Here is a 24,669-nt window from a genome sequence, read left to right as displayed (position 1 = left end):
TTTTGCTGCTGGAGTACATTGATCCGGCGTGCGTAGCGGCGCCCGGTCGACGAAGGGGGCAGGTCGATGGACAAGTGGAAGCGGATGACCGCGTGGCTGGCGATGGCCGCGCTTGTGGTTTTCGCCATCCTGATGGTGTTGAGCGCGGCGCAATTCTACGCCGTGAGCGAGGCGGGCGAGACCAGCGCCTGGGCGCGGCTCCTGCCGATCCCCTTCTATCTCTATGCGGTCGGCGCCATCTGGTGGTCGTTGCGGCGCATCGCGCACGGGCAGGGGCTCGCCCCCGCGGTGGCGCGGCTCTTGCGCCGGGTCGGCCTGTCGCTGCTGGCGGGCGGGGTGGTCGAGGTGCTCGGCCTCAACCTTTACAGCTATCTCGTCACGAGCCGCTCGCTGACCGACTTCGACATCACTGCGATCACCATCTCGGTGGTCGGCTTCGGCCTCTATTCGGTCGCCGGCCTCATCGAGCGCGGCATCGAGATGCGCGATGAACTCGACAGCTTCATCTGATGGGGATCCGGATCACTCTCGATGCTCAACTGGAGCGCGCCGGCATGACCGGCAAGGACCTCGCCGAGGCGATCGGCCTGTCGCAGACGCAGATGAGCCTGTTCCGCTCGGGCAAGGTGAAGGGCATCCGCTTCTCCACCCTGTCCGCGATGTGCGAAGTGCTGGGATGCAAGCCCGGCGACCTCATCGATTATGATGCCGCGAGCGAAGGCGAATATTAGCGCCCTTCGCGCCGCGCGAGAAACGCCAGCTTTTCGAAGAGCATGACGTCCTGCTCGTTCTTGAGGAGCGCGCCGTGGAGCGGCGGGATCGCCTTGCGCGGGTCGGCATCGGCCAACACCTCGAGCGGCATGTCCTCGTGGAGGATGAGCTTGAGCCAGTCGATCAGCTCGCTGGTCGAGGGCTTCTTCTTCAGCCCCGGCGTCTCGCGCACCTGGTAGAAGAGTTCGAGCGCGCGGCGCACAAGCATCTTCTGGATCCCGGGGAAATGCACCTCGATGATCTCTTCCATCGTCTCGGCATCGGGGAAGGAGATATAATGGAAGAAACAGCGGCGCAGGAAGGCGTCGGGCAGGTCCTTCTCGTTGTTCGACGTAATGACGACCACGGGGCGCTCGGCCGCCTTCACCGTCTCGCCGGTCTCGTAGACATGGAATTCCATCCGGTCGAGCTCCTGCAGGAGGTCGTTGGGGAATTCGATGTCGGCCTTGTCGATCTCATCGATCAGCAGGACGGGCAGCTTCTCGGAGGTGAAGGCCTCCCAAAGCTTGCCCTTGCGGATGTAATTGGAAATGTCGTGGACGCGGTCCTCGCCGAGCTGGCCGTCGCGCAGCCGCGCCACCGCGTCATATTCATATAGCCCCTGCACCGCGCGGGTGGTCGACTTGACGTGCCATTCGATCAGCGGCGCGTCGATGGCCTTGGCGATTTCATGCGCAAGCACGGTCTTGCCGGTGCCCGGCTCGCCTTTCACGAGAAGCGGGCGGCGCAGCGCGACGGCGGCATTGACCGCGACCTTGAGGTCGTCGGTGGCGACGTAATTTTCGGTGCCGGAGAATTTCATGGCGCCTGCCTATGGCAAAGCGGGGCGCCAGCGCAAGCGTGCCAGTCGGCGAGGGCTAGAGGTCGCGGCGGTCGTAGACGAAGGCGAGGCTGTCGCGCGAGACCTGCTCGACCGTGATCGCGCTGCTGTCATCAGCCGCGGGCACGTCCTGGTCGATTTTGGACAGGCGGACGGCCGCTTCCACGGCATTGGCGCTGCGATCGGCCGCGGCGAGTTCCTCGGCGGCCGACGAATGAACGAAGCCGTCGACCAGTTCGGTGGCAAGGAGGGCGTTGGCCAGCATGGACAGGCCGAACAGGCCGTAGAAAAGCTCGATACGCATACTCATTCTCCTCAGGCGATACCGTCGGCCTTGTCGCGCGCTTCGGCGCGGGCCTCGAGAAGGTCGAACAGGCCCTCGTGCTGGAGCAGGAGCTGCTCGGCACCGAAGGCGAAGGCACGGCGCGGGCCAACGCCTTCGAGTGCCGCATCGATCTTCGCGTCGGCGGCATCGGGCAGGCTGCACTCGGGGACCTCGCCGCCATGACGTTGGGCGACGCGGTCGAGAAGCACGCGCAGCTGGGCCCAGTCGGCGACCAGCGCGGCGGCCGCGCCGAGCGCACAGCCGTTGCGCTCAGAACGACCGAGGGTCTCGATCGCATGATGCTGGCTCTTCAGCGCATTTTCGGTCTGCACCGCACCGCTGGTCGAGGGCAGGGGACCCACGGCGGCGACAAGGCTGACGAGATAGTGGCGCTCATGTTCGAACGCCGACACGCTCTCCATCATCCAGTCGCGCTGGGGACCCGCGCCGACACGGCCGAGCGCGGTCTCGATCATTGTCGGGTGGCAGGCGTAGAGCTTGCACAGGCAATGCACGAAATCGGCAAGGTCGCGGGCCGTCGAGGGCCCCTCGGCGTCGCGCAGTTTCTCGAAATAGGGATGTGCCGCACAGCCCTTGGCTGCCAGGTCATAGGGAGCAAATGCCGATGCAGGTCCATCCTGTCCGACTTTCGCAAGCGCCACCATATTCTTTCCCCTCTTAACCTGTTTAGCACTTCATCTGGTGGTGGGATGAAAAGCGCTAGCATCTGCCAATTAAGAGGCGGTTACCAAGGCGGAAACCTTTTGGTCAGACGGGTTAATATCTGCGCCGAAACGGGACAGGCGAGGGGGCCCGTCCCGTAGCGCAAGGGAATGATTACGCGGCTTCGGCAATCGCGCCGTCGGGCTGGTTGGCGGGGTTGGCGGTGACGAGCGGGGCGCTCGCTTCAGCCTGTTCGACCGCGACCTTGTTGTCCTTGAACAGGAAACGCGAGGCCAGGACGACAAGGCCGAGCGCAGCATAGGTGATCGCGACTTCGGTCGGGAACCAGAAGATCGGCAGGATCAGCGCAACGCGCAGATAGTTGGGGTTGAACCCGAAGTCCTCGCCCAGCGCTTCGCAAACACCGAAGATCGTATCGTTGCGCAGAAACATGTTGCTCATCTGGTCATTCCCTCATCGACTGGCGGTGAATTCCGCCTCGCCGAACACTTTGCATTCATCGTGCCAGTTGCGCTCAATGGCGGATTTCTAGACTTTCCGTCATCAAGCCACCGTCAAGTTGGTGGGAAATCCCACCGCCTGTCGGCGCACGACACCTAGTTGTGCATCGCATCATTTCAATGAAGGCCGCATGAAAAGGTGCCGCCCGTTTCGACGAACGGGCGGCACCATCAGATCAGTAGCGGGTTGATACCGACTTTGGGCCATGGGCGGCCGGCGGCTATTTCCAGTCGTAGACCCAGCGCTCGTTGCCGACTTGTCGCTCGATATCAACACGATCGAAAACATCGACGCCGGCTTCCATGCAGATCGTTCCGACACCCCGCGCGAGAAGCGGCGGCAGGGCATAGTCGAGAGCACGCTTCCAGACGCCGAGATAGCGCGGCTCGTAATTGCCCGCGACAGCATCACGCAGCTTTTCGAACACCTGCCAGTGATCGGGGAAACATTCCTTGGCCAGTTCGAGATCGAGGTTCTGCAGCATCGAACGCACGGCCTCGAAGTGGATTGGCGCGCAAATCGTCGGCAGCAACTTGTTCGTTTCGCCGCTCTCCAGAAGCTCCGCGACCTTCGCGCCGCGATTCCCCTCCTTGAACAGGATTTCCGTCGGGAAGCCTTCGGGCCGGATCGAGTTGGCGAGGCAGTAGATGATGAACTGGAAGCACTTCTGGCAGAAGCCGCACCAGCGCTCGTCAGTCCCCTCGCACATGTACATTGCGTTGAAGAGTTCGGGGTACCGACGCGCGACAATGCGGAAATGCGCGTTGGGCGTGATCCCGAACGAGATATCGGTGATCCGCGTATCGGCACCGAGCGTTCGATAATATTGCTCGAACAATTCGGTCGTCACCGGGTGACCGCGCCGGAAACGGAAAGGCTTCGCAGGGTCGCGGACCGGATCGTAATATTCGAGCGCGTCATAGGCGAAGTTCATGGTGCGCGGGGCGAACTTCAGGACATAGGGAAGGAAGATGGCGAAGTAGAGCGCCATGTGCCAGCAGTTGCAATTATCCCAGGTGCGTAGCTGCTTGTGCAGGTCCGACCGCGCCCAGAAGTAGTTCTTCGCGAACTTCTCCGGGAGGAATTTCAACGCGCCCTCATCGAACGCCTTCTGATGCTTCTCTGCGCCGTAAGGGCTCCAATGGAGCCGCAGGAGGTGGTGCTCGGCGTCGGGATAGATTTCGTCCAGCATGCCGTACGCCGCGAGCGAATCCTTGCCGCCCCCATAGAGATGGGCAACCACCTCTCCGTTATTCTTCGAGAAGGTCCAATTCTCCTCGTCACTGATCGAATCCTCGGCGACATAGACCGTGTCGAGCAGGTGGAAGAGGGTGAAGTAGCCAATGGCTGCGCGCGTCACCGGACGGTTGAACTCGAGCCTGACGCGTTCCTCTCCAAACACCGTCACGGCGAGCGGAGCTAGGAGGCAGAAGACCACGTCCTGCGCAGGCACGTCGCCGATGTCGAAAGAATATTCGATCGTCGCCGGACCGCGAAACAATTCCCCCGCCCGGTCGCCCGAGCAGGTAAACATGATCTTGGTCTCGGTCGTCTGGACATCGACGACGATCACATTTTCCAAGCCGGCCTCCCAATGCCACGACGAACAAGGCTCATGAATAGCTGATCGACCGGCATGGTCAAACGGCGATGAGCGCGGTTTTACTGGTCGAGGAAGCTGCGCATCTTGCGGCTGCGGCTCGGATGCTTGAGCTTGCGGAGCGCCTTGGCCTCGATCTGGCGGATACGTTCGCGGGTCACCGAGAACTGCTGGCCGACTTCCTCGAGCGTATGATCGGTGTTCATGCCGATGCCGAACCGCATGCGCAGCACGCGTTCCTCGCGCGGGGTGAGCGAAGCGAGGACGCGGGTGACCGTTTCCTTAAGGTTCGACTGGATCGCAGCATCGACGGGGATGACGGCATTCTTGTCCTCGATGAAATCGCCGAGGTGCGAATCCTCTTCATCGCCGATCGGCGTCTCGAGGCTGATCGGCTCCTTGGCGATCTTCATCACCTTGCGGACCTTCTCGAGCGGCATCGACAGGCGTTCGGCCAGCTCTTCCGGCGTCGGCTCGCGGCCGGTCTCGTGGAGGAACTGGCGGCTCGTGCGCACGAGCTTGTTGATCGTCTCGATCATGTGGACCGGAATACGGATGGTGCGCGCCTGGTCGGCGATCGAGCGGGTGATCGCCTGGCGAATCCACCAGGTCGCATAGGTCGAGAACTTGTAGCCGCGGCGATATTCGAACTTGTCGACCGCCTTCATCAGGCCGATGTTGCCTTCCTGGATGAGATCGAGGAACTGCAGCCCGCGGTTGGTGTATTTCTTGGCGATCGAGATGACGAGGCGCAGGTTGGCCTCGACCATTTCCTTCTTGGCGATCCGCGCCTCGCGCTCGCCCTTCTGGACCTGGTTCACGATGCGGCGGAACTCGGGCAGCGACATGCCGGTGAGCTGCGCGATCTCGGCGATGTCGCCGCGGATGCGCTCGACGGTCTCGCCTTCGGTCTTGGCAAAGCTCGCCCATTTCTTGTCGATCTTGGCGACACGGTCGAGCCAGGCGTCGTCGAGCTCGTTGCCCTCATATTCCTCGAGGAAGCTCTTGCGGCTGACGCGGTGACGCTCGGCAAGGCGCAGCATCTGGCCGCCGAGCGTCATCAGGCGCCGGTTGTAGCCGTAGAGCTGGTCGACGAGCATCTCGATCTTGGCATTGTGGAACTGCATCGATTCCACGAGCGCGGTGAGCTCGCCCGACAGCTGCTGGTACTTCTTTTCCTTGGCAGCGGTCAGCTCCTCGCCCGCCTCGAGCGCGGTGAGGCGCTCGGCCTGGAGCTTGGAGAATTTCTTGAAGACCGCAGTAATCTCGGCGAATTTCTCGATGGCGGTCGGCTTCAGCGCCTCTTCCATCTGCGCGAGGCTGAGGGTGTTGTCTTCCTCTTCCTCTTCGCGACGCTTGCGAGCGGCGGCGCCGTCCTCGCCTTCCTCTTCGCCCTCTTCGCTGTCGTCTTCCTCGTCCTCGGAGATGGTCGGGCCGGCATTCTCTTCCGAGATCTCGCCGTCGTCGTCCTCGTCCTCGCTCTTCTCGAGCTGCTCCTGCGTCGGTCCCTTGGAGATCATCGCCTCGAGATCGAGGATCTCGCGCAGCTGCATGGTCTCTTCGTTGAGGTTGTTCGACCATTCGATGATGGCGTTGAAGGTGATCGGGCTTTCGCACAGGCCCCAGATCATGAAGTCGCGGCCCGCCTCGATGCGCTTGGCGATGGCGATCTCGCCCTCGCGGCTCAAGAGTTCCACCGCGCCCATCTCGCGCAGGTACATGCGCACCGGGTCGTCGGTGCGGTCGGCGCGTTCCTTGGTGTTGGTGGTGGCCTTGACCTTCTCGGGCTTGGCGTCGTCGGCGGCGATTTCCTCGACGTCGTCCCCGTCCTCGTCGTCCTCGTCCTGGTCGACGATATTGATGCCCATCTCCGAGATCGCGGTCATCGCGTCCTCGATCTGGTCGGGACTCATCTGGTCCGACGGCAGCGCCTCGTTCACCTCGTCATAGGTGAGGATGCCGCGCTTCTTGCCGCGCGCGAGCAGCTTCTTGATCGCGGCATTGTTGAGGTCGATCAGCGGCTGGTCGCCGTCTTCCTTGGTGTCTTTGTCGGTCTTGGCCATATATCTCAGACTTCAATCATTCCATGCGGGCCAGCATTGCCAGCCTGTCTTTTGCATCCCCACGAAGCTTCAGCAGCCGCTGCTGCTCTGCAAAAGCCTCGTCACTGAACTCCCGTTCCAAACGCTCGGTGGCGGCACCTAGTGCCGATTCGATCTCGGCAGCGGCCAATATGGTCTCGAGACTGGCGGACAGGTCGTGCGCGGCTTGGGCACGGTCTGCGTCTGCCTTTACGAAACTATACCCCATGAGCGGACGGGACGGGCTGTCCAGCCTTTCGTCCGCCAATATGGGAAGAAGGGCGTCGGGATCAAGCGACTCGGCGGAAAAGGCTGCATCGAGCAGTTTTTCCCGCAGGTCCGCGAGCTTCCGGTCGGGCAACTCGAGGCGGACAAGGTCTTCCGCGTCCTCGACGAGCCGATCGGGATAGCGCGCATAGCCGATCAGCAGCGCTTCGAGCAGCGGCCGCTCGACCCCTTCGGCCGAGACCTTTCGCGCGGCTTCGCCGACGGGCGGGGCAGGGGGCTGCCAGCGCCCGTTCCGGTCCTTCTTCCACTGCTTGCGCTGGAAACCGCCGCCGCCGCCACCCTGGCCTGGCGAGCGCTCGCGCCCGACCAGCTTGTCGAAACGCGCGAGCCAGTCGTCACGATACAGCTGCGACAGGCTGGGGTTCTGGATCGAGCGGGCGTGGTCGAACAGGCGCTGCTTGAGGCCGGCGCGCTGTTCGGGCGTGTCGAGCGGACCCGAGGCAATTTCGTGGCGCCACAGCCGCTCGACCAGCGGCTCGGGGGTCTCCAGCAGTTTCTCGAACGCGCCGGGACCACCGTCACGGACGATGTCGTCGGGATCCTGCCCCTCGGGCAGTTCGACGAAGCTGAGGCTATGGTCGGGGCCCAGCAGCGGCAGCGCGCGCTCGGCGGCGCGGATCGCGGCGCGCTGCCCCGCCGCATCGCCGTCGAAGCAGAGGATGGGCGAGGGGGTGAGGCGCCACAGGAGCCGCAGCTGGTCCTCGGTCAGCGCGGTGCCGAGCGGGGCGACCGCCTCGCCGATACCGGCACGGTCGAGCCCGATAACGTCCATATAGCCCTCGACCACGATGACGCGGCCCGCCTTGCGCGCCGCGGCCTGGGCGCGGTCGAGATTGTAGAGCTGGCGCCCCTTGTCGAACAGCGGGGTCTCGGGACTGTTGAGATATTTGGGCTCGCCCTGGCCGAGGATGCGCCCCCCGAAAGCGATGACCCGCCCGCGCGGATCGCGGATCGGGATCATCAACCGCCCGCGGAAGCGGTCATAGGGCTCGCGGTTCCCGTCTTCGGGGTCGATGAGCATGCCGCTCTCGACGAGCTTGGGCACGCCGAAGCGGTCGAGCGCGCGCTTCAGCCGGCCGCGGTCATCGGGCGCGAAGCCGAGCCTGAACCGCGTGATGATTGCCGCCGACAGCCCGCGCTTTTCGAGATAGGCACGCGCCTGCGCCCCTTCGATCCCCGCCAGTTGCTCCTCATACCAGTCGGCAGCGGCCTCGGTCACATCGACCAGCCCCGCACGCCGTTCTGCGCGCTTTTGCGACTGCGGGTCGGGGGCGGGGACCTCCATCCCGGCCTTGGCCGCAAGGTCCTTGACCGCATCCATGAAGCCCATGCCCCGCCCGTCGACGAGATAGCTGATCGCATCGCCATGCGCCCCGCAGCCGAAGCAGTGGTAAAACCCCTTCTGGTCGTTGACGTAGAAGCTCGGGGTCTTCTCGTCGTGGAAGGGGCAGCAGGCCTTAAACTCCTTGCCCGCCTTGAGGAGCTTCACGTCATTGCCGACGACCGCGGACACACGGGTGCGTGCCCTGAGCTCATCAAGGAAGGAAGGAGGGAGCGACAAGGAAGCTTAGCCGCCCGCGAGCTGTTTCTTGGCGGCAGCGCTCGCCTTGGCGGGCTCGATCGCGGCGCCGTGGCGACCGCGCACTTCGCCCATCACGCGGCCCATGTCCTTCATGCCGGTCGCGCCCGTGTCGGCGATGATCGCGGCGACGGCGGCCTCGATTTCCTCGTCGCTCATCTGCGCGGGCAGGAAGGTCTCGATGACGGCAATTTCGGCTTCCTCGGTCGCGGCGCGATCCTCGGCGCCGCCCTTACGGAACATCTCGGCCGATTCGCGGCGCTGCTTGACCATCTTCTGGAGGACGGCGGTGACATGGGCGTCATCGTCCTTGACCTCGCCCTGCGTGCGCGCCTCGATGTCCTTGTTCTTCACCTCGGACTGGATCAGGCGGATCGTCGCCACCTTGTCCTTCTCGCCCGCCTTCATGCCGGCGATCATCGCCGCCTTGAGATCGTCCCGAATCATCGCGTCTTCTCGTTCAATGGAAAAAGAAAAAGGTTTAGCCGTGCTTTTGCCCCTTTCCCACCCGTTGACGGGGAGGGGGAACAAGCGTAGCGGCTGTGGCTTAGCAACATCGCCGACACCCACCTGACCAACGGAGCCTCAGCTGCCGATGCCTCAACGCGCGCACCCCCTCGACACCGCCACCGGCATCATCGTCTTTTCCGACGGCCGCATCATCAGGGGACAGGGCTTCGGCGCCACCGGCGAAGCGGTCGGCGAACTGTGCTTCAACACCGCCATGACCGGCTACCAGGAAGTGATGACCGACCCGAGCTACGCGCGGCAGGTCATCGCCTTCACTTTCCCGCACATCGGCAATGTCGGCACCAACTCCGAGGATGTCGAGGCACCCGTTGCCCATGCACTCGGCTGCATCACCCGCGAGATCGTCACCCCGCCGTCCAATTTCCGCGCCCGCGATGATTTCAGCGAGTGGATGGCCGAGCATGGCCGCATCGGCATTTCGGGTGTCGACACCCGCGCGCTGACGCGTCTTGTCCGCGAAGAAGGCCCGCCCACCGTCGTCATCGCGCACGACCCCGAGGGCAAGTTCGATCTCGCCAAGCTCCAGCAGATGGCGAAGGACTGGCCCGGCCTTGAGGGCATGGACCTCGCCAAGGAAGTCTCGCGCCGCCAGCTCGACCAGTGGAGCGATGGTGGTTGGGAGCTGGGGCAGGGCTACAAGATCGGCCATGCCAATGCCAACGCACCGCATGTCGTCGCCGTGGACTATGGCGCCAAGCACAACATCTTCCGCAATCTCGTCGAGGCTGGCGCGCGCGTGACCGTCGTCCCCGCGACGGCCTCCTATGAAGAGATCATCGCCCACGATCCCGACGGCATCTTCCTGTCGAATGGCCCGGGCGATCCGGCGGCGACCGGCGAATATGCCATCCCCGTCATCCGGCAGCTCCTGGAAACCAAGAAGCCGCTGTTCGGCATCTGCCTCGGCCACCAGCTCCTCGCGCTCGCCGTGGGCGGCCAGACCGAAAAGATGTTCCAGGGCCACCGCGGCGCCAACCATCCGGTCAAGCGCTGCGAGGACGGGGTCGTCGAGATCACCAGCATGAACCACGGCTTCGCGGTCAAGCGCGAGGGCCTCCCCGCCAACGTCACCGAGACGCACGTCAGCCTGTTCGACGACAGCAATTGCGGCATCGAACTCACCGACCGCCCCGCGTTCAGCGTTCAATATCACCCCGAGGCCAGCCCCGGCCCGCAGGACAGTTTTTACCTGTTCGAGAAGTTCGTGGGGATGATGAAGTGATGCGGGGAACGCTGACGCTTGCGGCCTCTTCCATGCTCCTTGCCGCCTGTGACCCCAGCCCGATGGTGACCGAGATTGGCGAGCCGACCGATGTGTGTCTTCCAAACCTCGCCGAAAGTTCGATCCCGCTGGATCAGGATGTCGCGGTCGAGGTGCTGCTGCGTTTCGAAGAGTCCGAAACCGCGGCCCGCACCTGGCTCGAGGAGCGGGGGCAACCGGCTCAAGCCTTCGTCGTTCATCAAGGTGCCGACCCGGCGCTGGCACTGGAGAATTTCAAAGCGGCGACGCATGAAAAGCTTCCGGTGATTTTCGGCGCCGATAATTTTGACGCTGCGCGGATCGACCTTGGCGTCATGCCCTTCGGAGAAGTTCGCCCGCGCGTCTGCCCGTTGCTCGTCGAGGGCATCAAACTCGACACGATCGCTCTCAAACCCCGCGTCCAGACCCCGGAAAGCAACTAATGCCCGCACGCACCGACATCAAAACCATCCTCGTCATCGGCGCGGGGCCCATCGTCATCGGGCAGGCCGCCGAGTTCGACTATTCGGGCAGCCAGGCCATCAAGGCGCTGAAGGAGGAGGGCTATCGCGTCATCGTCGTGAACTCCAACCCCGCCACGATCATGACCGACCCGGGCCTCGCAGACGCCACCTATGTCGAGCCAATCAATCCGCGCGTGGTCGAGAAGATCATCGAGAAGGAAAAGCCCGACGCCATCCTGCCGACCATGGGCGGGCAGACCGCGCTCAACTGCGCGCTGTCGCTCAACAAGCTCGGCATCCTTGAGAAGCATGGCGTCAAGCTCATCGGCGCCACCGCCGAGGCGATCGACAAGGCCGAGGACCGCGAGAAGTTTAAGGCGGCGATGACCAAGATCGGCCTCGAAAGCCCGATCAGCGACATCGCGCACAGCATGGAGGACGCCACCCGCATCCTCGAGAAGATCGGCCTTCCCGCGATCATTCGCCCGAGCTTCACCCTTGGCGGCACGGGCGGCGGCGTCGCCTATAACAAGGAAGAATTCGAGAATATCGTGAAGGGCGGGCTCGAGGCCTCGCCCACCACCGAGGTGCTGATCGAAGAGAGCATCGTCGGCTGGAAGGAATATGAGATGGAAGTCGTGCGCGACCGCGCCGACAATGCCATCATCATCTGCTCGATCGAGAATGTCGATCCGATGGGCGTGCACACCGGCGACAGCATCACCGTCGCCCCCGCGCTGACCCTCACCGACAAGGAATATCAGCGCATGCGCTCGGCCTCGATCGCCGTGCTGCGCGAGATCGGGGTGGAGACGGGCGGCTCGAACGTCCAGTTCGCGATCAACCCCAAGGACGGCCGCATGGTCGTGATCGAGATGAACCCGCGTGTGTCGCGCTCCTCGGCACTGGCGTCAAAGGCCACCGGTTTCCCCATCGCCAAGGTCGCTGCCAAGCTCGCCATCGGCTACACGCTCGACGAGCTTCGCAACGACATCACCGGCGGCGCGACCCCGGCCTCGTTCGAACCCACCATCGACTATGTCGTCACCAAGATCCCGCGCTTCGCCTTCGAGAAGTTCGCGGGCTCCGAGCCGCTCCTCTCGACCGCGATGAAGTCGGTTGGCGAGGTCATGGCGATCGGCCGCAACTTCGCCGAGAGCTTCCAGAAGGCGCTGCGCGGCACCGAGACCGGACTCAACGGCCTCGACCCGCTGCCCGATCTCGAAGGCGCGACCGAGGCCGACATCGAGAATGCGCTGGGCCGCGCCACGCCGTTCCGCATCCTCGCCGCCGCGCAGGCACTGCGCGAGGGCTTCTCGGTCGAGCGCATCCACAAGATCGCCCATTTCGACCCCTGGTTCCTGCGCCAGCTCGAGACGATCATCGCCTCCGAGCGCGCCGTCGCAGAGGACGGCCTGCCCGGCACCGCCCATGGCATGCGCTATCTGAAGAGCCTCGGCTTCTCCGACGCTCGCCTCGCCCAGTTGTCGGCCCAGTCGACCCATGCCGTCTCGGAAGCGGTGGAGGGCAGGGGGATCGTCCATGACGTCCTCAAGGCCATGCACGGCGGCACCACCGAGAGCGAGGTGCGCGCGCTGCGGCACAAGCTCGGCGTGCGTCCGGTGTTCAAGCGCATCGACAGCTGCGCCGCCGAATTCGACGCGGTCACCCCCTATCTCTATTCGACCTACGAGGCCCCGCTGTTCGACGAGCCCGTCGACGAGGCCGGCGTGTCGGATCGGACAAAGGTCGTCATCCTCGGTGGCGGTCCCAACCGCATCGGGCAGGGCATCGAGTTCGACTATTGCTGTGTCCATGCCGCCTTCGCGCTCGGCCGTGACCGCGGCGAGACCGACCCCGACCACAAGGCCGAAGGCCATGAGGTCGTCATGGTCAACTGCAACCCCGAGACGGTGTCGACCGACCCCGACACCTCGGATCGCCTCTATTTCGAGCCGCTGACCGCCGAAGACGTGCTCGAGATCCTCGAGACCGAGAAGCAGGCCGGCACCCTCAAGGGCGTCATCGTCCAGCTTGGCGGCCAGACCCCGCTCAAGCTGGCCGCCGACCTCGAAAAAGCGGGCATTCCGATCCTCGGGACCAGCCCCGACAGCATCGACCTTGCCGAAGACCGCGAGCGCTTCGCCGCGCTCGTCAACAAGCTCGGCCTGACCCAGCCCGAGAACGGTATCGCGCGCAGCCGCGACGAGGCGCTCTCGGTGGCGAGCCGCATCGGCTACCCCGTGCTCCTGCGCCCGAGCTACGTGCTCGGCGGGCGCGCGATGGAGGTGGTCGACGGGCCCGAACAGCTCGATCATTATATCAACACCGCCGTCTCGGTGTCGGGCAACTCGCCCGTCCTCATCGACCGATACCTGCGCGATGCGGTCGAAGTCGATGTCGATGCGATCTGCGACGGCGATGCGGTCGCGGTGACCGGCATCCTCCAGCATATCGAGGAAGCCGGCGTGCACTCGGGCGACAGCGCCTGCTCGCTCCCGCCCTTCAGCCTGCCGCCCAAGATCATCGCCGAGATCGAGCGCCAGACCGAGGCGCTGGGCACCGCGCTTTCTGTACGCGGGCTGATGAACGTCCAATATGCGATCAAGGACGGCACCGTGTACCTCATCGAGGTCAACCCGCGCGCCTCGCGCACCGTGCCCTTCGTCGCCAAGGCGATCGGCCGACCGCTCGCCAAGATCGCCGCCAAGGTCATGGCAGGGGCCAAGCTCGCCGATTTCGCCACCATCGACCGCAAGGTCGACCATTATGCGATCAAGGAGCCCGTCTTCCCCTTCGCGCGCTTCCCCGGCACCGATCCTGTCCTCGGACCGGAAATGAAGAGCACCGGGGAAGTCATGGGAATTGCTCGCAGTTTTGACGCCGCCTATGCCAAGGCGCAGCTCGGCGCCGGCACCCGCCACCCGCGCGAGGGCTGCGTCTTCATCTCGGTGAAGGAAAGCGATAAGTCGCACATCCTCGCGGCGGCGCGCGACCTCGACATGGCCGGCTTCACCATCATCGCCACCGACGGCACGGCAAATTATCTGTCCGACCAGGGCGTGCGCGTCTCGCGCGTCAACAAGGTCGCGCAGGGACGCCCCCACATCGTCGACAAGATCAAGGACGGCGCGGTCAACCTCGTCTTCAACACGACCGAGGGCTGGCAGTCGCTGAAGGACAGCCAGGACATCCGCGAAGCCGCGCTCAAGGCCCGCATTCCCTACTATACGACGGTGGGGGCGAGCCTTGCGATCGCGCGCATCGTCGGGCGTGCCGACCCCGAAACCCTTGATGTTCGCTCGCTTCAGTCCTATTATTCCGGCACCTGAACTTTTCACCAAAAACCGCGACTTGGGCATTGCCACCGGCGATGAGGTCGCGGTTTTGACGAAGGAATACCGAGCGATGGCAAGCGAAAAGGTGCCGATGCTGGCCGAAGGCCATGCCAAGATTTCGGCCGAGCTGAAGCAGCTCAAGATGGTCGAGCGCCCCTCAGTAATCGACGCGATCGAAGAAGCGCGTGCCCATGGCGACCTGTCGGAAAACGCCGAATATCACGCCGCCAAGGAGCGCCAGGGCCAGATCGAAGCGACGATCAGCCACCTCGAGGACCAGCTCGCCCGCGCGATGGTCATCGACCCCGCGACCCTGTCGGGCGACAAGGTCGTGTTCGGCGCGACCGTGCATCTCCTCGACGAGGACGATAACGAAAAGACCTACCAGCTGGTCGGCGAGAATGAGGCCGAGGCTTCCAAGGGTCGTATCAACTTCAACTCGCCGCTCGCGCGCGCGCTGATCGGCCGCTCGGTCGGTGACGAGGTCGAGGTGACCACCCCGGCCGGCGAGAAATATTACGAGATTGCCAAGGTCGAGTTCAAATAATGCCGGTGCGGCTGACGGCAACCAATGTCCTGGCTGCCGTCGCCGTCCTCGGCTATTTCCTCGCCCGCTATCTCTGGGACGTCGTCGACGCCCATTATTTCGGCGGTTTCGTACCGGCGCGCTGGAGCGGCATCAATCTCGAGAGCAACGTTCCCGCCTGGCTGACGCCGTTGACCGCGGCCTTCCTGCATGCCGATTTCTACCACCTGCTCTTCAACACGGTGGTGCTCCTCTACTGCGGCAATGCGCTCGAACGACGGATGGGGCCTTCACGTCTCGTGATCCTGTTCGTGGTCGGCGCCTATCTTGCCGCCGTCGCCCAATGGTGGACCGATCCTGCCGCCGCCCTCCCGATGATCGGCGCCAGCGGTGCGGTGAGCGCGCTCATCGGTGCCTACGCCATGACCTTCGGTAGTCGACGCCAGTTGGTCGCATCGCCTGCGCTAAACCGCTTTCTCAACGCCCTGTGGCTGCTCGCCTTCTGGGTCGCGGTCCAATATGCGATCGATTTTGCCGCTGCGCTCGAGAATACGCTGATCGCCACGCCCGCGCATATCGGCGGCTTCCTTGCCGGACTGGTCTTCGCGCGCTGGCTGGTGCCTCCGGCACCGGTTTCCGCGGCGCCTCCAACGATCGAATACTGATACGAAAAAGGCGCCCCGAGCCGCTCGGGACGCCTTTTATCCGATCGCAGGATCGCGGCTTTCATGGCCGCTCCGGTTCAGCCCTCGCTTTCGAGCGCGGCGGTATCGGGCTCGAGCAGGCGGTGCAGGTGCACCACCACATATTTCATTTCGGCATCGTCGACGGTGCGCTGCGCGGCGCCGCGCCAGGCGTCCTCTGCAGCCGCATAGCTGTCGAACAGGCCGACGAGATCGAGGTTGTCGAGATCGGTGAATTCGAGGCCGCGCGGATCCTTGACCCGGCCGCCAAAGACGAGATGAAGCTTGCTCATGGGCGGCCCGCTAGCAGAAGTTGTCCGCCAAGCAAAGCCGCCCGATCAAACATTTAGGCCTCGCTCGTGCCACGGGCCGCTCGGGCGCCCGCTTCGGCCGAACTGCGCGCGGCTTCGCTGACGCCGCGGGCGATGTCACGCACCGCATTCTCGGCGGCATCGGCGGTCAGCCCGCGCTGCTCGAGCTGGCGCTGGCCGGCCTCGCGCGCCGCGTCGAACGCACTGTGGGCGCGGCTGTTGATGTTGCTGCCGACGTCGCGGAGCAATTCCTTCTCGCGGCGGCTGCGCGGAATGAGCGAGCCGATGATGAGGCCGAGGGCAAGGCCGCCGGTCAGCGCGACGAGGGGATTGTTCTCGATGCCTTCGCCGGTCTTGCGGGCACCGGTGCGCGCGCCCTGGCGGGTCTTGTCATAGGCACGCACAGCATTGGCGCGGCTCGTTTCATAGGCGCGGCTGGCACCGTCGCGAACATCGCTTGCAGCCTTGCTCGCCTTCGCCTTGGCCTTGTCTGCAGTCTCGCGTGCCTTGTCGCCGGCGCGCTGGGCCTTGTCCTTCACACTCATCACACATCCTCCGTTTTCTTGTCCTTGGAGCGCCCCTTTGTCGCCTTGGGCGCTTTCTTTTCGGGTTTCTTCTTGTCCTCGATCGGCTTGGTCGCTTCCTGGAATTCGGCGATGCTCGGTGCCTTCGCAGGCGAGCGGCGTTTGCGCCGCGGCGGGGGCTTGGCGCCCGGCGTCTCGCCGAGCGTTGCAGCGGCCGGAGCCTCTTCTTCGCCGCGCGCCGATTGATAGGCCTTCACCGCCATCTCGCCGACGGGCTTGCGAGCCAGGAACAGGCCGATCGCCGCCGCGATCCCGCCCACCAGCCACGGCTTGGCCTTGGCTTCGAGATAGGCGCTGTGCGCGGTATCGCTCGACTTGCGCTTGACCTTTTCCCACGCCTGCTCGGCGAGGAGGTCGGGCGCGAGACGGCGCTTGGCCTCGCCGACCGTATATTTGACCGAGTGCATCAGCTGTGCGCGCTTGGCCTCGACGGCGTTCTTGGCGTCGATCAGTTCGGGGTCGACGCTCATGACCGGCCCTCCAGCTTCTTCTTGCCGACGGTGGCAAACAGCCCCGCCGCGCCGAGAAGCAGCACGGTGGCCACGACGCCGCCGCCCAAGGGGCCGATCAGCGTCGCCAGTGCCAGCGTGATGCCGACCGCGAAGGCGACTAGCGCGGCAATGGCGAAGACCGCCGCGATGCCGAACCAGATGGCCGCCTCCTTGTAGGGCCGCGCCTCGCTCTTCACCTTGACCTTGATGTAATTGACCTCGGCCTCGGCGAGCTCGCGCGCGTCCTCCACCACACGGCCCATCAGGTCGCCGATGGTGTCGTCAGGATCGAAATTCTGCGGATCGGGCCGTTCGGCAACGCTCAACGAAAGTCTCCCGTCAGTCGATCAGGTCGGGATCGCCCGGCCCGCCGGCGGGCAGGTCGTCACTATCGCGCTCGGCATCGAAGCCCGACTGGATCACGCGGGCCAGCGCAAAGCCGACCACGGCGGCAGCGCCGAGCGCGAGGGCAGGGCTCTTCTTCACGAAGGCGCGCACGTCCTCGACCAATTCGTCAGGATCCTTTGCGGCGATCTTCTGCGCGGTCTCGTCGAGATAACGCGCGGTCGAGCGGGCATAGTCACCATATTCGGCGCCAAGCTGCTCGTCGATGCTGCCGGCGGTATCGCCGACGAGGCGCGACATCGAACCGACCGCTTCCGAGCCCTTCGAGAGCCCTTCGCCGATCACACCGCGGGTCTTGCCCGCCGCCTCGCGCGCCACATTCTGCCGTGCCTCGTTCACCTTGGCGACGACCTTGTCCTTCTTGGTCTGGGTGGTTTCACTTTCTTCCACGATCAACTCCGCTTCAAGTTCGCTTCCCGTGGCGGCCGCGCCGGGGATGATCCGGTCGGTGCCTTCGGGCAGATTTTGCGTCTCGGTGGCCATCGAACACTCCTGTACTTTGTGTTTCCCGACCAACCCGCGACCCCCGTTCGTCGTTCCCCCGAAACGACCTGAAATGTTGCGCTGCACAGCCTGTGCGACTAAGCCCCGCGACGAACCGACATCCTACGCCGGATGAACTCATTTCGCTAGAGGAACGACCATGCCCGCCATCATTGATATCTTCGCCCGCCAGATCCTCGACAGCCGCGGCAATCCCACGGTCGAAGTCGATGTCACGCTCGAAGATGGCTCGATGGGCCGCGCCGCCGTCCCCTCGGGCGCCTCGACCGGTGCCCACGAGGCGGTCGAACTGCGTGACGGCGACAAAGCCTATTGGGGCGGCAAGGGCGTGACCAAGGCGATCGCCGCGGTGAACGGCCCGATCTCGGACGCGCTGATGGGCATGGAGGCCGAGGAGCAGGCCGAGATCGACGCCGTGATGGTCGACCTCGACGGCACCGACAACAAGGCCAAGCTCGGCGCCAACGCGATCCTCGGCGTCAGCCTCGCCACCGCCAAGGCCGCCGCCGAAGCCTGTGCGCTGCCGCTCTACCGCTATGTCGGTGGGGTCGGCGCGACCATCCTGCCGGTGCCGATGATGAACATCCTCAACGGCGGCGCCCATGCCGACAATCCGATCGACTTCCAGGAATTCATGATCATGCCCGTCGGCGCCGACAGCTTCTCCGATGCGCTGCGCCACGGTACCGAGATCTTCCACGCGCTGAAGGGCGCCTTGTCCGAGCGCGGCCTGTCGACCGCCGTCGGCGACGAAGGCGGCTTTGCCCCCGCCATCGGCTCGAGCCGCGAGGCGCTCGACCTCATCGGCGAGGCCTGCGATCTGGCCGGCTTCACACTGGGCAAGGAAATCCTCGTCGCGCTCGACTGCGCCGCGACCGAATTCTTCCACGACGGCAAATATGAGCTGAAGGGCGAGGGCCGTTCGCTCACCCCCGCCGAGATGGTCGACGAGCTTGCCAAGCTGGCTGCCGACTATCCCATCGCCTCGATCGAGGACGGCATGGGCGAGGACGACTTCGAAGGCTGGAAGCTGCTGACCGACAAGATCGGCAAGACGGTCCAGCTGGTCGGCGATGATCTGTTCGTCACCAACACCCAGCGCCTGTCGCAGGGCATCAAGGACGGCATGGCCAACTCGCTGCTCGTCAAGGTCAACCAGATCGGCACGCTCACCGAGACCGTCGAGGCCGTCCGCATGGCCCAGAACGCCGGCTACACCTCGGTGATGAGCCATCGTTCGGGCGAGACCGAGGACGCGACCATCGCCGATCTCGCCGTCGCGCTCGCCTGCGGCCAGATCAAGACCGGCAGCCTTGCCCGCTCGGATCGCACCGCCAAGTACAACCAGCTGCTCCGCATCGAGGAAGAGCTGGGCGACAACGGCTGCTACCCCGGCCGCGACGCCTTCAAGGTCGCGCTCGGCAACTGATTCAAATCGGGAATTCAGCCCGAAAAATCAGGTCGTTCCGGCGATAAAAGGACTTGGTGAACGCCGCGTTATATGGTTTAAGTAATGCCATGAGCGTGGGGGCCAAGACATCTGGACTGATGCGGCGGGTGATCGGCCCGTTCTGCGCCGTCGTGCTCATCGGCAACTTCGCCGGTGCGGCCGTGATCGGCGACAACGGGCTGATGGCCTGGGGCGGCTATTATCGCGCGCTCGAGGAACGCCGCGCCGAACTCGCCGACCTCGAGGCCACGCGCGATGCGCTGCGCCACCGCTCAGATCTCCTCGACCCGCGCGCCGCCGATCCCGACATGGCGGAGGAACTGGTGCGCCGCGATCTTGGTTTGATCCGCGAGGACGAGATCATCATCTCGCTCGACTAGGGCGCTTTCCGGCCGGCCTCGACACGGCGTGCGTGAACGTTCACACGTTCTGGCTTCCGTTACGTCAATCCGCGATTGCCAAGCGCCTGTCGTCGCCTCTATAGAGCGCGCGACCAACAGGAGAGATCATGGCGAAGAAACCCGCCAAGAAGGCGCCGGCCAAGACCGCAGCGCCCAAGGAAAATTTCGAACGTCCGCCGCAGCCGACGCGCTATCAGGCAAGCCAGGACGAACTGCTCGAATTCTACAAGCAGATGCTGCTCATCCGCCGCTTCGAGGAGCGCGCCGGCCAGCTTTACGGCCTCGGCCTGATCGGCGGCTTCTGCCACCTCTATATCGGGCAGGAAGCGGTCGCGGTCGGCCTCCAGTCGGCGATGACCGTCGGCAAGGACAGCGTCATCACCGGCTACCGCGACCATGGTCACATGCTGGCCTACGGCATCGATCCCAACGTCATCATGGCCGAACTGACCGGCCGTGCCGCCGGCATCTCCAAGGGCAAGGGCGGCTCGATGCACATGTTCTCGGTCGAGCACGGCTTCTACGGTGGCCACGGCATCGTCGGCGCGCAGGTGTCGCTCGGCACCGGTCTCGCCTTCAAGCACCAGTATAGCGAGGATGGCGGCGTCAACCTCAGCTACTTCGGTGACGGCGCGGCCAACCAGGGCCAGGTCTACGAGAGCTTCAACATGGCCGAGCTCTGGAACCTCCCGATCATCTACGCGATCGAGAACAACCATTATGCGATGGGTACGAGCGTGAAGCGTCACAGCTCCGAGCCCGAGCTCTACAAGCGCGGTGAAAGCTTCCAGATCCCCGGCATCCAGGTCGACGGCATGGACGTGCTCGCGGTGCGCGGCGCGGCAGAAGTCGCGCTCGAATGGACCCGCTCGGGCAAGGGCCCGATCCTTCTCGAGCTGATGACCTATCGCTATCGCGGCCACTCCATGTCGGATCCCGCCAAATATCGCACCCGCGACGAGGTCGAGGGCTTCCGCGGCGAGCGCGATCCGCTCGAGCAGGCCAAGCAAGAACTGCTGTCGATGGGCGCCTCCGAAGATGATCTCAAGGCGATCGACAAGGAGATCAAGGAGCGCGTGAAGGAGGCGGCCGACTTCGCCGAGCACGCCCCCGAACCCGAACCTTCCGAGCTGTACACCGACGTTCTGGTGGAGAATTACTGATGGCCACCGAACTGAAAATGCCCGCGCTCTCGCCCACGATGGAAGAGGGCACGCTCGCCAAGTGGCTCAAGGCCGAAGGTGACAGCGTCGCCGCCGGCGACATCATCGCCGAGATCGAGACCGACAAGGCGACGATGGAATTCGAAGCCGTTGACGAAGGCGTCCTCCTCAAGATTCTCGTGCCCGAAGGCACCGACAATGTCGCGGTCGGCACCGCCATCGCGATGATCGGCGAGGAAGGCGAGGAGGCCGACGCGCCTGCCGCCGCCCCCGAAACCCCCGCGCCCGCGCCGAGCGAGGGCGAGGGCAAGGCGATCGGCCGCGAGGAGACTTCCGCGCCGATCACGCAGGACCTGCCCGCTACCGAGAAGGTCAGCCACGTCGACGCCGACCTTCCCGAAGGCACGGAAATGCAGGCGACCACCGTGCGCGAGGCATTGCGCGATGCGATGGCCGAGGAAATGCGTTCCGACGACCGCGTCTTCGTGATGGGCGAGGAAGTCGCCGAGTATCAGGGCGCCTACAAGGTCACCCAAGGGTTGCTCGACGAATTCGGCGCCCGCCGCGTCATCGACACGCCGATCACCGAATATGGCTTTGCCGGCATCGGGTCGGGCGCGGCGATGGGCGGCCTTCGCCCCGTCATCGAGTTCATGACCTTCAACTTCGCCATGCAGGCGATCGACCACATCATCAACTCGGCGGCCAAGACCAATTACATGTCGGGCGGCCAGATGCGCTGCCCGATCGTCTTCCGCGGCCCCAATGGCGCAGCTTCGCGCGTCGCCGCGCAGCACAGCCAGAACTATGGCCCGTGGTACGCCTCGGTCCCCGGCCTCATCGTCATCGCGCCCTATAGCGCGGCCGATGCCAAGGGCCTTCTCAAGGCCGCGATCCGTTCGGAAGACCCGGTCGTCTTCCTCGAGAACGAGCTGCTCTATGGCCAGAACTTCGACGTGCCGCAGGTCGACGACTATGTCTTGCCCATCGGCAAGGCCCGCATTGCCCGTGAAGGCAAGGACGTCACCATCGTCTCTTATTCGATCGGTGTCGGCGTCGCGCTCGATGCGGCCAAGAAGCTTGCTGACGAGGGCGTGGACGCCGAGGTCATCGACCTTCGTACGCTGCGCCCGCTCGACAAGGGCACGGTGCTTGCCAGCCTCGCCAAGACCAATCGCATGGTCTGCGTCGAGGAAGGCTGGCCCGGCTGCTCGATCTCGTCCGAGATCGCCGCCATCGCGATGGAGGAAGGGTTCGACGATCTCGACGCCCCCGTCCTTCGCGTGACCAACGAGGATGTGCCGCTCCCTTATGCCGCCAACCTCGAAAAGCTCGCGCTGATCAAGCCCGAGCAGGTTGTCGAGGCGGTAAAGAAGGTCACCTATCGCTGAGGGCGCGCTGACGCCCGACCGGGCGCTGGCGCTCACCCATTTTCCGGCACCGTTGCGTGATGCGGTCGAGGCGGTCCTCCGTCTCGACGCCACGCTGGCCGAAGTCGTCGCTGCCACCACCGAGCCGATGATCGGGACGATCCGGCTCGCCTGGTGGCGCGAGGCGCTGGAAAAACTCGACCGCGAGACGGCGCCCGCCGAGCCGCGCCTCGCCGCCTTAGGGACCCATGTCCTGCCGCGCGGCGTGACCGGCGCGATGCTGTCCCGGATCGAGGACGGCTATGCGACCCTCCTCGAAAATCCCGTCGACCTCGATCGGGTGGGGCAGGGGGGCGCCGCGCTTTTCGAGGCGATTGCCACCCTCATCGGCAAGGACGACCCCTATCTTGGCAAGGCCGGCGCGCTCGCGATGCTCTCGCGAGTGCGTGGCCTCGTGCCCGATGAGGTGACGCCCAGGGCCCATGCCCTGATGCGCGAGCTCAAGGGCCATCGTTTTCCACGCGCTTTGCGCCCGCTCACGCTGCTGGCCCGGCTCGCGGCGCGCGACTTCCTGCGCGCCGAGCCAGAACCCGAGGCCACCCCGGGACGCGCGTTCGCCATGCTGAGCCACCGTCTTTCGGGGATCGTATCGGGAGCGAATTGACCGCGGCAGCGCCACTGGGCTAGGACGGCATCGCCGGATCGCCAGAGGGGGAAGCGCTTATGCTTCGCTGGATCACCGGTATTGCTGCCACGCTAGTCGCTGCCACGGGCGCTGTGCTCATCGCCCGCGGGCAACCGAGCGAGGAACCTCTGCTAGCCGAAGCGCCCGAGGCGCCGGCGCAGGTTCCCGGCGATGAGCCGCGCGACCTGCCGATCATCCCCGAGATCAGCGAGCCTCCCGCCGCCGACCCGCTGAGCAAGGAAGAAAAGCGGTTCAACCGTGTCGACAAGGACGGCGACGAGATCATCACCCTGTCGGAGATGGTCCATCCGCGCCGGAACCGCTTCGCCAGTCTCGACCTCGACGGTGACGGCACGCTCCGCTTCGAGGAATGGGCGATCACCACCATCGAGAAGTTCGAGGGCGCCGATGCCGACGGCGACGCCCAGCTCAGCCGCAGTGAATATGCGACCACCGCTCCCAAGCCGCGCAAGCCGCGACCCGCCTGCGACTGCTGACTATTCGGCGGCTTGCGTCTCGAGGACCGGCGGTGCCTTGTCGTCGAGCCCCTGCTCGCCAAGCCAGAGCGCGAAAGCCTCGCGGGCGCGCGCCGTATATTTGAGGCGGCGGTTGGCCTTCTTCATCTTGCCTTCGATCGGCGGCATCAGCCCGAAATTGATGTTCATCGGCTGGTAGGTCTCGGCCTCCGCGCCGCCGGTGATGTGCGACAGGAGCGCGCCGAAGGCGGTCTCGACCGGTGGTGCCTCGAAGCGCTCGCCCTTGGCCTCCGCCGCGGCAAAGCGCGCCGCCATCATCCCCACCGCCGCGCTTTCGAGATAGCCCTCGCAGCCCGTGATCTGTCCCGCAAAGCGGATATGCGGCATCGACTTCAGCCGCAGCTGCTCGTCGAGCAATTCGGGCGAGCGGATGAAGCTGTTGCGATGGATCCCGCCGAGGCGCGCGAATTCGGCCTTCTCGAGCCCCGGGATCATCCGGAAGATCTCGGTCTGCGCGCCATATTTGAGCTTGGTCTGGAAGCCGACGATGTTCCATAGCGTGCCAAGCGCATTGTCCTGCCGCAGCTGGACCACCGCATAGGGCCAGCGCCCCGTCCGCGGATCATCGAGACCGACCGGCTTCATCGGCCCGTGGCGCAGCGTGTCCACCCCGCGCTCGGCCATCACCTCGATCGGCATGCAGCCCTCGAAATAGGGCGTGTCCTTCTCCCAGTCCTTGAACTCGGTCTTGTCGCCGTCGACCAGCGCCTGGACGAAGGCTTCATATTGCGCCTTGTCCATCGGGCAGTTGAGATAGTCCTTCCCATCGCCCTTGTCCCAGCGCGACTGGAACCAGGCCACGTCCATGTCGACGCTGTCCTTGTGGACGATGGGCGCGATGGCATCGAAGAAGGCGAGGGCGTCCTTGCCGGTCGCTTTGGCGATGCTGTCGGCGAGCGCCGAGCCGGTGAGGGGGCCGGTCGCGACAATCGTCAGCCCTTCCTCGGGCAGCACATCGACCCGCTCGCGCACCACCTCGATGTCGGGATGCCCCGCAACCGCATCGGTCACGGCCTGCGCAAAGGCCTCGCGGTCAACGGCCAGCGCCGATCCCGCGGGCACCTTATGCTCGTCGGCCTTGGCCATGATAAGCGAGCCGAGGCGCCGCATTTCCTGGTGCAGCAGCCCGACCGCGTTGGAGTTGGCATCGTCCGAGCGGAAGCTGTTCGAGCAGACCATTTCGGCGAGCCGGTCGCTCTCGTGCGCTGGCGTGGTGTCGCCGCCGCCGCGCATTTCGAACATGCGTACCTTCACGCCGGCCTGCGCAAGCTGCCAGGCCGCCTCCGAGCCCGCGAGCCCGCCACCGATGATCGTCACTTGGCTTGTCATGGGGCGGCG

General features: G+C 64.8%; 27 protein-coding genes. 13 read left to right on the top strand and 14 right to left on the bottom strand.

Annotated features, from left to right (window positions below; translation table 11 throughout):
- Window positions 1-66: 66 nt before the first annotated feature.
- Window positions 67-510, top strand: coding sequence for a DUF2975 domain-containing protein (locus NUW81_RS01430; protein WP_245109617.1), 444 nt, complete (start codon window positions 67-69; stop codon window positions 508-510).
- Window positions 510-731 carry a helix-turn-helix domain-containing protein gene (locus tag NUW81_RS01425; protein ID WP_245109615.1) on the top strand — a complete coding sequence of 74 codons (222 nt, stop codon included), beginning with the start codon at window positions 510-512 and terminating at the stop codon, window positions 729-731. Before NUW81_RS01430 ends, NUW81_RS01425 begins: the two co-directional genes overlap by 1 nt.
- Here the strand turns inward: NUW81_RS01425 and NUW81_RS01420 are convergent.
- The 8 genes from NUW81_RS01420 to NUW81_RS01385 all read right to left on the bottom strand — a co-directional run bounded on the left by NUW81_RS01420 (window position 728) and on the right by NUW81_RS01385 (window position 9,096).
- A complete protein-coding gene (locus tag NUW81_RS01420; protein WP_245109600.1) occupies window positions 728-1,573 on the bottom strand; it encodes an AAA family ATPase in 846 nt (281 codons plus the stop codon). The two genes, NUW81_RS01425 and NUW81_RS01420, sit on opposite strands and share 4 nt — an antisense overlap.
- Window positions 1,574-1,628: 55 nt before the next feature.
- A complete protein-coding gene (locus NUW81_RS01415; RefSeq protein ID WP_245109596.1) occupies window positions 1,629-1,895 on the bottom strand; it encodes a hypothetical protein in 267 nt (88 codons plus the stop codon).
- Window positions 1,896-1,906: 11 nt separating this feature from the next.
- On the bottom strand, window positions 1,907-2,581 hold the full coding sequence (locus NUW81_RS01410; protein ID WP_245109594.1) for a DUF6975 family protein: 675 nt from the start codon (window positions 2,579-2,581) through the stop codon (window positions 1,907-1,909).
- Window positions 2,582-2,753: 172 nt separating this feature from the next.
- Entirely contained in the window at window positions 2,754-3,041 is a 288-nt protein-coding gene (locus tag NUW81_RS01405) for a PspC domain-containing protein (protein ID WP_245109592.1), read from the bottom strand.
- A gap of 280 nt (window positions 3,042-3,321) precedes the next feature.
- Window positions 3,322-4,683 (bottom strand): hypothetical protein, encoded by a 1,362-nt coding sequence (locus NUW81_RS01400; RefSeq protein WP_245109590.1) that lies wholly within the window; start codon window positions 4,681-4,683, stop codon window positions 3,322-3,324.
- 80 nt (window positions 4,684-4,763) lie between these two features.
- Entirely contained in the window at window positions 4,764-6,764 is a 2,001-nt protein-coding gene (gene rpoD, locus NUW81_RS01395; RefSeq protein WP_245109587.1) for an RNA polymerase sigma factor RpoD, read from the bottom strand.
- A gap of 16 nt (window positions 6,765-6,780) precedes the next feature.
- A complete protein-coding gene (gene dnaG / locus NUW81_RS01390) occupies window positions 6,781-8,631 on the bottom strand; it encodes a DNA primase (protein ID WP_245109585.1) in 1,851 nt (616 codons plus the stop codon).
- 6 nt (window positions 8,632-8,637) lie between these two features.
- On the bottom strand, window positions 8,638-9,096 hold the full coding sequence (locus tag NUW81_RS01385; RefSeq protein WP_245109582.1) for a GatB/YqeY domain-containing protein: 459 nt from the start codon (window positions 9,094-9,096) through the stop codon (window positions 8,638-8,640).
- Between the two features lie 148 nt (window positions 9,097-9,244).
- Here NUW81_RS01385 and carA point away from each other — a divergent pair, with 148 nt between their 5' ends.
- The 5 genes from carA (at window position 9,245) to NUW81_RS01360 (ending at window position 15,413) form a co-directional block, all read left to right on the top strand.
- The gene (gene carA / locus NUW81_RS01380; protein WP_245109580.1) at window positions 9,245-10,402 is read left to right on the top strand and encodes a glutamine-hydrolyzing carbamoyl-phosphate synthase small subunit; all 1,158 of its coding nucleotides are present in this window, start codon (window positions 9,245-9,247) and stop codon (window positions 10,400-10,402) included.
- 32 nt (window positions 10,403-10,434) lie between these two features.
- On the top strand, window positions 10,435-10,863 hold the full coding sequence (locus tag NUW81_RS01375; RefSeq protein ID WP_245109578.1) for a hypothetical protein: 429 nt from the start codon (window positions 10,435-10,437) through the stop codon (window positions 10,861-10,863).
- Window positions 10,863-14,216: a carbamoyl-phosphate synthase large subunit gene (gene carB / locus NUW81_RS01370; protein WP_245109576.1), complete on the top strand. Its 3,354-nt coding sequence runs from the start codon at window positions 10,863-10,865 to the stop codon at window positions 14,214-14,216. The genes NUW81_RS01375 and carB overlap by 1 nt, the downstream gene beginning before the upstream one ends.
- Window positions 14,217-14,292: 76 nt before the next feature.
- Window positions 14,293-14,769 carry a transcription elongation factor GreA gene (gene greA / locus NUW81_RS01365; RefSeq protein ID WP_245109573.1) on the top strand — a complete coding sequence of 159 codons (477 nt, stop codon included), beginning with the start codon at window positions 14,293-14,295 and terminating at the stop codon, window positions 14,767-14,769.
- Window positions 14,770-14,774: 5 nt separating this feature from the next.
- Window positions 14,775-15,413 carry a rhomboid family intramembrane serine protease gene (locus NUW81_RS01360; RefSeq protein ID WP_260508521.1) on the top strand — a complete coding sequence of 213 codons (639 nt, stop codon included), beginning with the start codon at window positions 14,775-14,777 and terminating at the stop codon, window positions 15,411-15,413.
- A gap of 77 nt (window positions 15,414-15,490) precedes the next feature.
- Here NUW81_RS01360 and NUW81_RS01355 read toward each other — a convergent pair whose 3' ends face one another.
- The 5 genes from NUW81_RS01355 to NUW81_RS01335 are packed head-to-tail and all read right to left on the bottom strand — an operon-like array spanning window position 15,491 to window position 17,705.
- The gene (locus NUW81_RS01355; protein ID WP_245109568.1) at window positions 15,491-15,724 is read right to left on the bottom strand and encodes a DUF4170 domain-containing protein; all 234 of its coding nucleotides are present in this window, start codon (window positions 15,722-15,724) and stop codon (window positions 15,491-15,493) included.
- 53 nt (window positions 15,725-15,777) lie between these two features.
- Window positions 15,778-16,287, bottom strand: coding sequence for a hypothetical protein (locus NUW81_RS01350; RefSeq protein ID WP_245109565.1), 510 nt, complete (start codon window positions 16,285-16,287; stop codon window positions 15,778-15,780).
- Complete coding sequence (locus NUW81_RS01345; RefSeq protein WP_245109563.1) at window positions 16,287-16,796, bottom strand: hypothetical protein; 510 nt, start codon at window positions 16,794-16,796, stop codon at window positions 16,287-16,289. The genes NUW81_RS01350 and NUW81_RS01345 overlap by 1 nt, the downstream gene beginning before the upstream one ends.
- Window positions 16,793-17,143, bottom strand: coding sequence for a phage holin family protein (locus tag NUW81_RS01340; protein WP_245109560.1), 351 nt, complete (start codon window positions 17,141-17,143; stop codon window positions 16,793-16,795). Before NUW81_RS01340 ends, NUW81_RS01345 begins: the two co-directional genes overlap by 4 nt.
- Window positions 17,144-17,156: 13 nt before the next feature.
- Complete coding sequence (locus NUW81_RS01335) at window positions 17,157-17,705, bottom strand: hypothetical protein (RefSeq protein WP_245109558.1); 549 nt, start codon at window positions 17,703-17,705, stop codon at window positions 17,157-17,159.
- A 160-nt stretch (window positions 17,706-17,865) separates the two neighbouring features.
- Between NUW81_RS01335 and eno the strand changes: the two genes are divergently transcribed.
- The 6 genes from eno (at window position 17,866) to NUW81_RS01305 (ending at window position 23,292) form a co-directional block, all read left to right on the top strand.
- Complete coding sequence (gene eno, locus NUW81_RS01330) at window positions 17,866-19,155, top strand: phosphopyruvate hydratase (RefSeq protein ID WP_245109556.1); 1,290 nt, start codon at window positions 17,866-17,868, stop codon at window positions 19,153-19,155.
- A gap of 89 nt (window positions 19,156-19,244) precedes the next feature.
- On the top strand, window positions 19,245-19,556 hold the full coding sequence (locus NUW81_RS01325; protein ID WP_245109554.1) for an FtsB family cell division protein: 312 nt from the start codon (window positions 19,245-19,247) through the stop codon (window positions 19,554-19,556).
- A gap of 128 nt (window positions 19,557-19,684) precedes the next feature.
- Complete coding sequence (gene pdhA / locus NUW81_RS01320) at window positions 19,685-20,740, top strand: pyruvate dehydrogenase (acetyl-transferring) E1 component subunit alpha (protein ID WP_245109552.1); 1,056 nt, start codon at window positions 19,685-19,687, stop codon at window positions 20,738-20,740.
- Window positions 20,740-22,131: a pyruvate dehydrogenase complex E1 component subunit beta gene (locus NUW81_RS01315; protein ID WP_245109550.1), complete on the top strand. Its 1,392-nt coding sequence runs from the start codon at window positions 20,740-20,742 to the stop codon at window positions 22,129-22,131. Before pdhA ends, NUW81_RS01315 begins: the two co-directional genes overlap by 1 nt.
- The gene (locus tag NUW81_RS01310) at window positions 22,124-22,774 is read left to right on the top strand and encodes a squalene/phytoene synthase family protein (RefSeq protein WP_312025064.1); all 651 of its coding nucleotides are present in this window, start codon (window positions 22,124-22,126) and stop codon (window positions 22,772-22,774) included. The genes NUW81_RS01315 and NUW81_RS01310 overlap by 8 nt, the downstream gene beginning before the upstream one ends.
- A 59-nt stretch (window positions 22,775-22,833) precedes the next feature.
- Window positions 22,834-23,292 carry a CREC-EF hand family protein gene (locus NUW81_RS01305; protein WP_245109546.1) on the top strand — a complete coding sequence of 153 codons (459 nt, stop codon included), beginning with the start codon at window positions 22,834-22,836 and terminating at the stop codon, window positions 23,290-23,292.
- On the opposite strand, the gene trmFO is transcribed toward NUW81_RS01305, so the two are convergent.
- On the bottom strand, window positions 23,293-24,660 hold the full coding sequence (trmFO, locus tag NUW81_RS01300) for a methylenetetrahydrofolate--tRNA-(uracil(54)-C(5))-methyltransferase (FADH(2)-oxidizing) TrmFO (protein WP_245109544.1): 1,368 nt from the start codon (window positions 24,658-24,660) through the stop codon (window positions 23,293-23,295).
- Window positions 24,661-24,669 lie beyond the last annotated feature (9 nt).

Origin of the sequence: Sphingomicrobium aestuariivivum, assembly GCF_024721585.1 — a bacterium.
Classification (GTDB): domain Bacteria; phylum Pseudomonadota; class Alphaproteobacteria; order Sphingomonadales; family Sphingomonadaceae; genus Sphingomicrobium; species Sphingomicrobium aestuariivivum.
This window is presented reverse-complemented; position numbering and strand designations above follow the sequence as displayed.

Bases quoted from the DNA above. Each gene is read 5' to 3' on its own strand.
- NUW81_RS01420 (WP_245109600.1), bottom strand. From the start codon at position 1,573: ATGAAATTCTCCGGCACCGAAAATTACGTCGCCACCGACGACCTCAAG.
- rpoD (WP_245109587.1), bottom strand. From the start codon at position 6,764: ATGGCCAAGACCGACAAAGACACCAAGGAAGACGGCGACCAGCCGCTG.
- NUW81_RS01335 (WP_245109558.1), bottom strand. From the start codon at position 17,705: ATGGCCACCGAGACGCAAAATCTGCCCGAAGGCACCGACCGGATCATC.
- eno (WP_245109556.1), top strand. From the start codon at position 17,866: ATGCCCGCCATCATTGATATCTTCGCCCGCCAGATCCTCGACAGCCGC.
- trmFO (WP_245109544.1), bottom strand. From the start codon at position 24,660: ATGACAAGCCAAGTGACGATCATCGGTGGCGGGCTCGCGGGCTCGGAG.
- NUW81_RS01385 (WP_245109582.1), bottom strand. From the start codon at position 9,096: ATGATTCGGGACGATCTCAAGGCGGCGATGATCGCCGGCATGAAGGCG.
- NUW81_RS01405 (WP_245109592.1), bottom strand. From the start codon at position 3,041: ATGAGCAACATGTTTCTGCGCAACGATACGATCTTCGGTGTTTGCGAA.
- NUW81_RS01325 (WP_245109554.1), top strand. From the start codon at position 19,245: ATGAGCGTGGGGGCCAAGACATCTGGACTGATGCGGCGGGTGATCGGC.
- pdhA (WP_245109552.1), top strand. From the start codon at position 19,685: ATGGCGAAGAAACCCGCCAAGAAGGCGCCGGCCAAGACCGCAGCGCCC.
- NUW81_RS01355 (WP_245109568.1), bottom strand. From the start codon at position 15,724: ATGAGCAAGCTTCATCTCGTCTTTGGCGGCCGGGTCAAGGATCCGCGC.
- NUW81_RS01345 (WP_245109563.1), bottom strand. From the start codon at position 16,796: ATGAGCGTCGACCCCGAACTGATCGACGCCAAGAACGCCGTCGAGGCC.
- NUW81_RS01410 (WP_245109594.1), bottom strand. From the start codon at position 2,581: ATGGTGGCGCTTGCGAAAGTCGGACAGGATGGACCTGCATCGGCATTT.
- NUW81_RS01315 (WP_245109550.1), top strand. From the start codon at position 20,740: ATGGCCACCGAACTGAAAATGCCCGCGCTCTCGCCCACGATGGAAGAG.
- carB (WP_245109576.1), top strand. From the start codon at position 10,863: ATGCCCGCACGCACCGACATCAAAACCATCCTCGTCATCGGCGCGGGG.
- NUW81_RS01305 (WP_245109546.1), top strand. From the start codon at position 22,834: ATGCTTCGCTGGATCACCGGTATTGCTGCCACGCTAGTCGCTGCCACG.
- carA (WP_245109580.1), top strand. From the start codon at position 9,245: ATGCCTCAACGCGCGCACCCCCTCGACACCGCCACCGGCATCATCGTC.
- NUW81_RS01430 (WP_245109617.1), top strand. From the start codon at position 67: ATGGACAAGTGGAAGCGGATGACCGCGTGGCTGGCGATGGCCGCGCTT.
- greA (WP_245109573.1), top strand. From the start codon at position 14,293: ATGGCAAGCGAAAAGGTGCCGATGCTGGCCGAAGGCCATGCCAAGATT.
- NUW81_RS01350 (WP_245109565.1), bottom strand. From the start codon at position 16,287: ATGAGTGTGAAGGACAAGGCCCAGCGCGCCGGCGACAAGGCACGCGAG.
- NUW81_RS01425 (WP_245109615.1), top strand. From the start codon at position 510: ATGGGGATCCGGATCACTCTCGATGCTCAACTGGAGCGCGCCGGCATG.
- NUW81_RS01415 (WP_245109596.1), bottom strand. From the start codon at position 1,895: ATGCGTATCGAGCTTTTCTACGGCCTGTTCGGCCTGTCCATGCTGGCC.
- NUW81_RS01375 (WP_245109578.1), top strand. From the start codon at position 10,435: ATGCTCCTTGCCGCCTGTGACCCCAGCCCGATGGTGACCGAGATTGGC.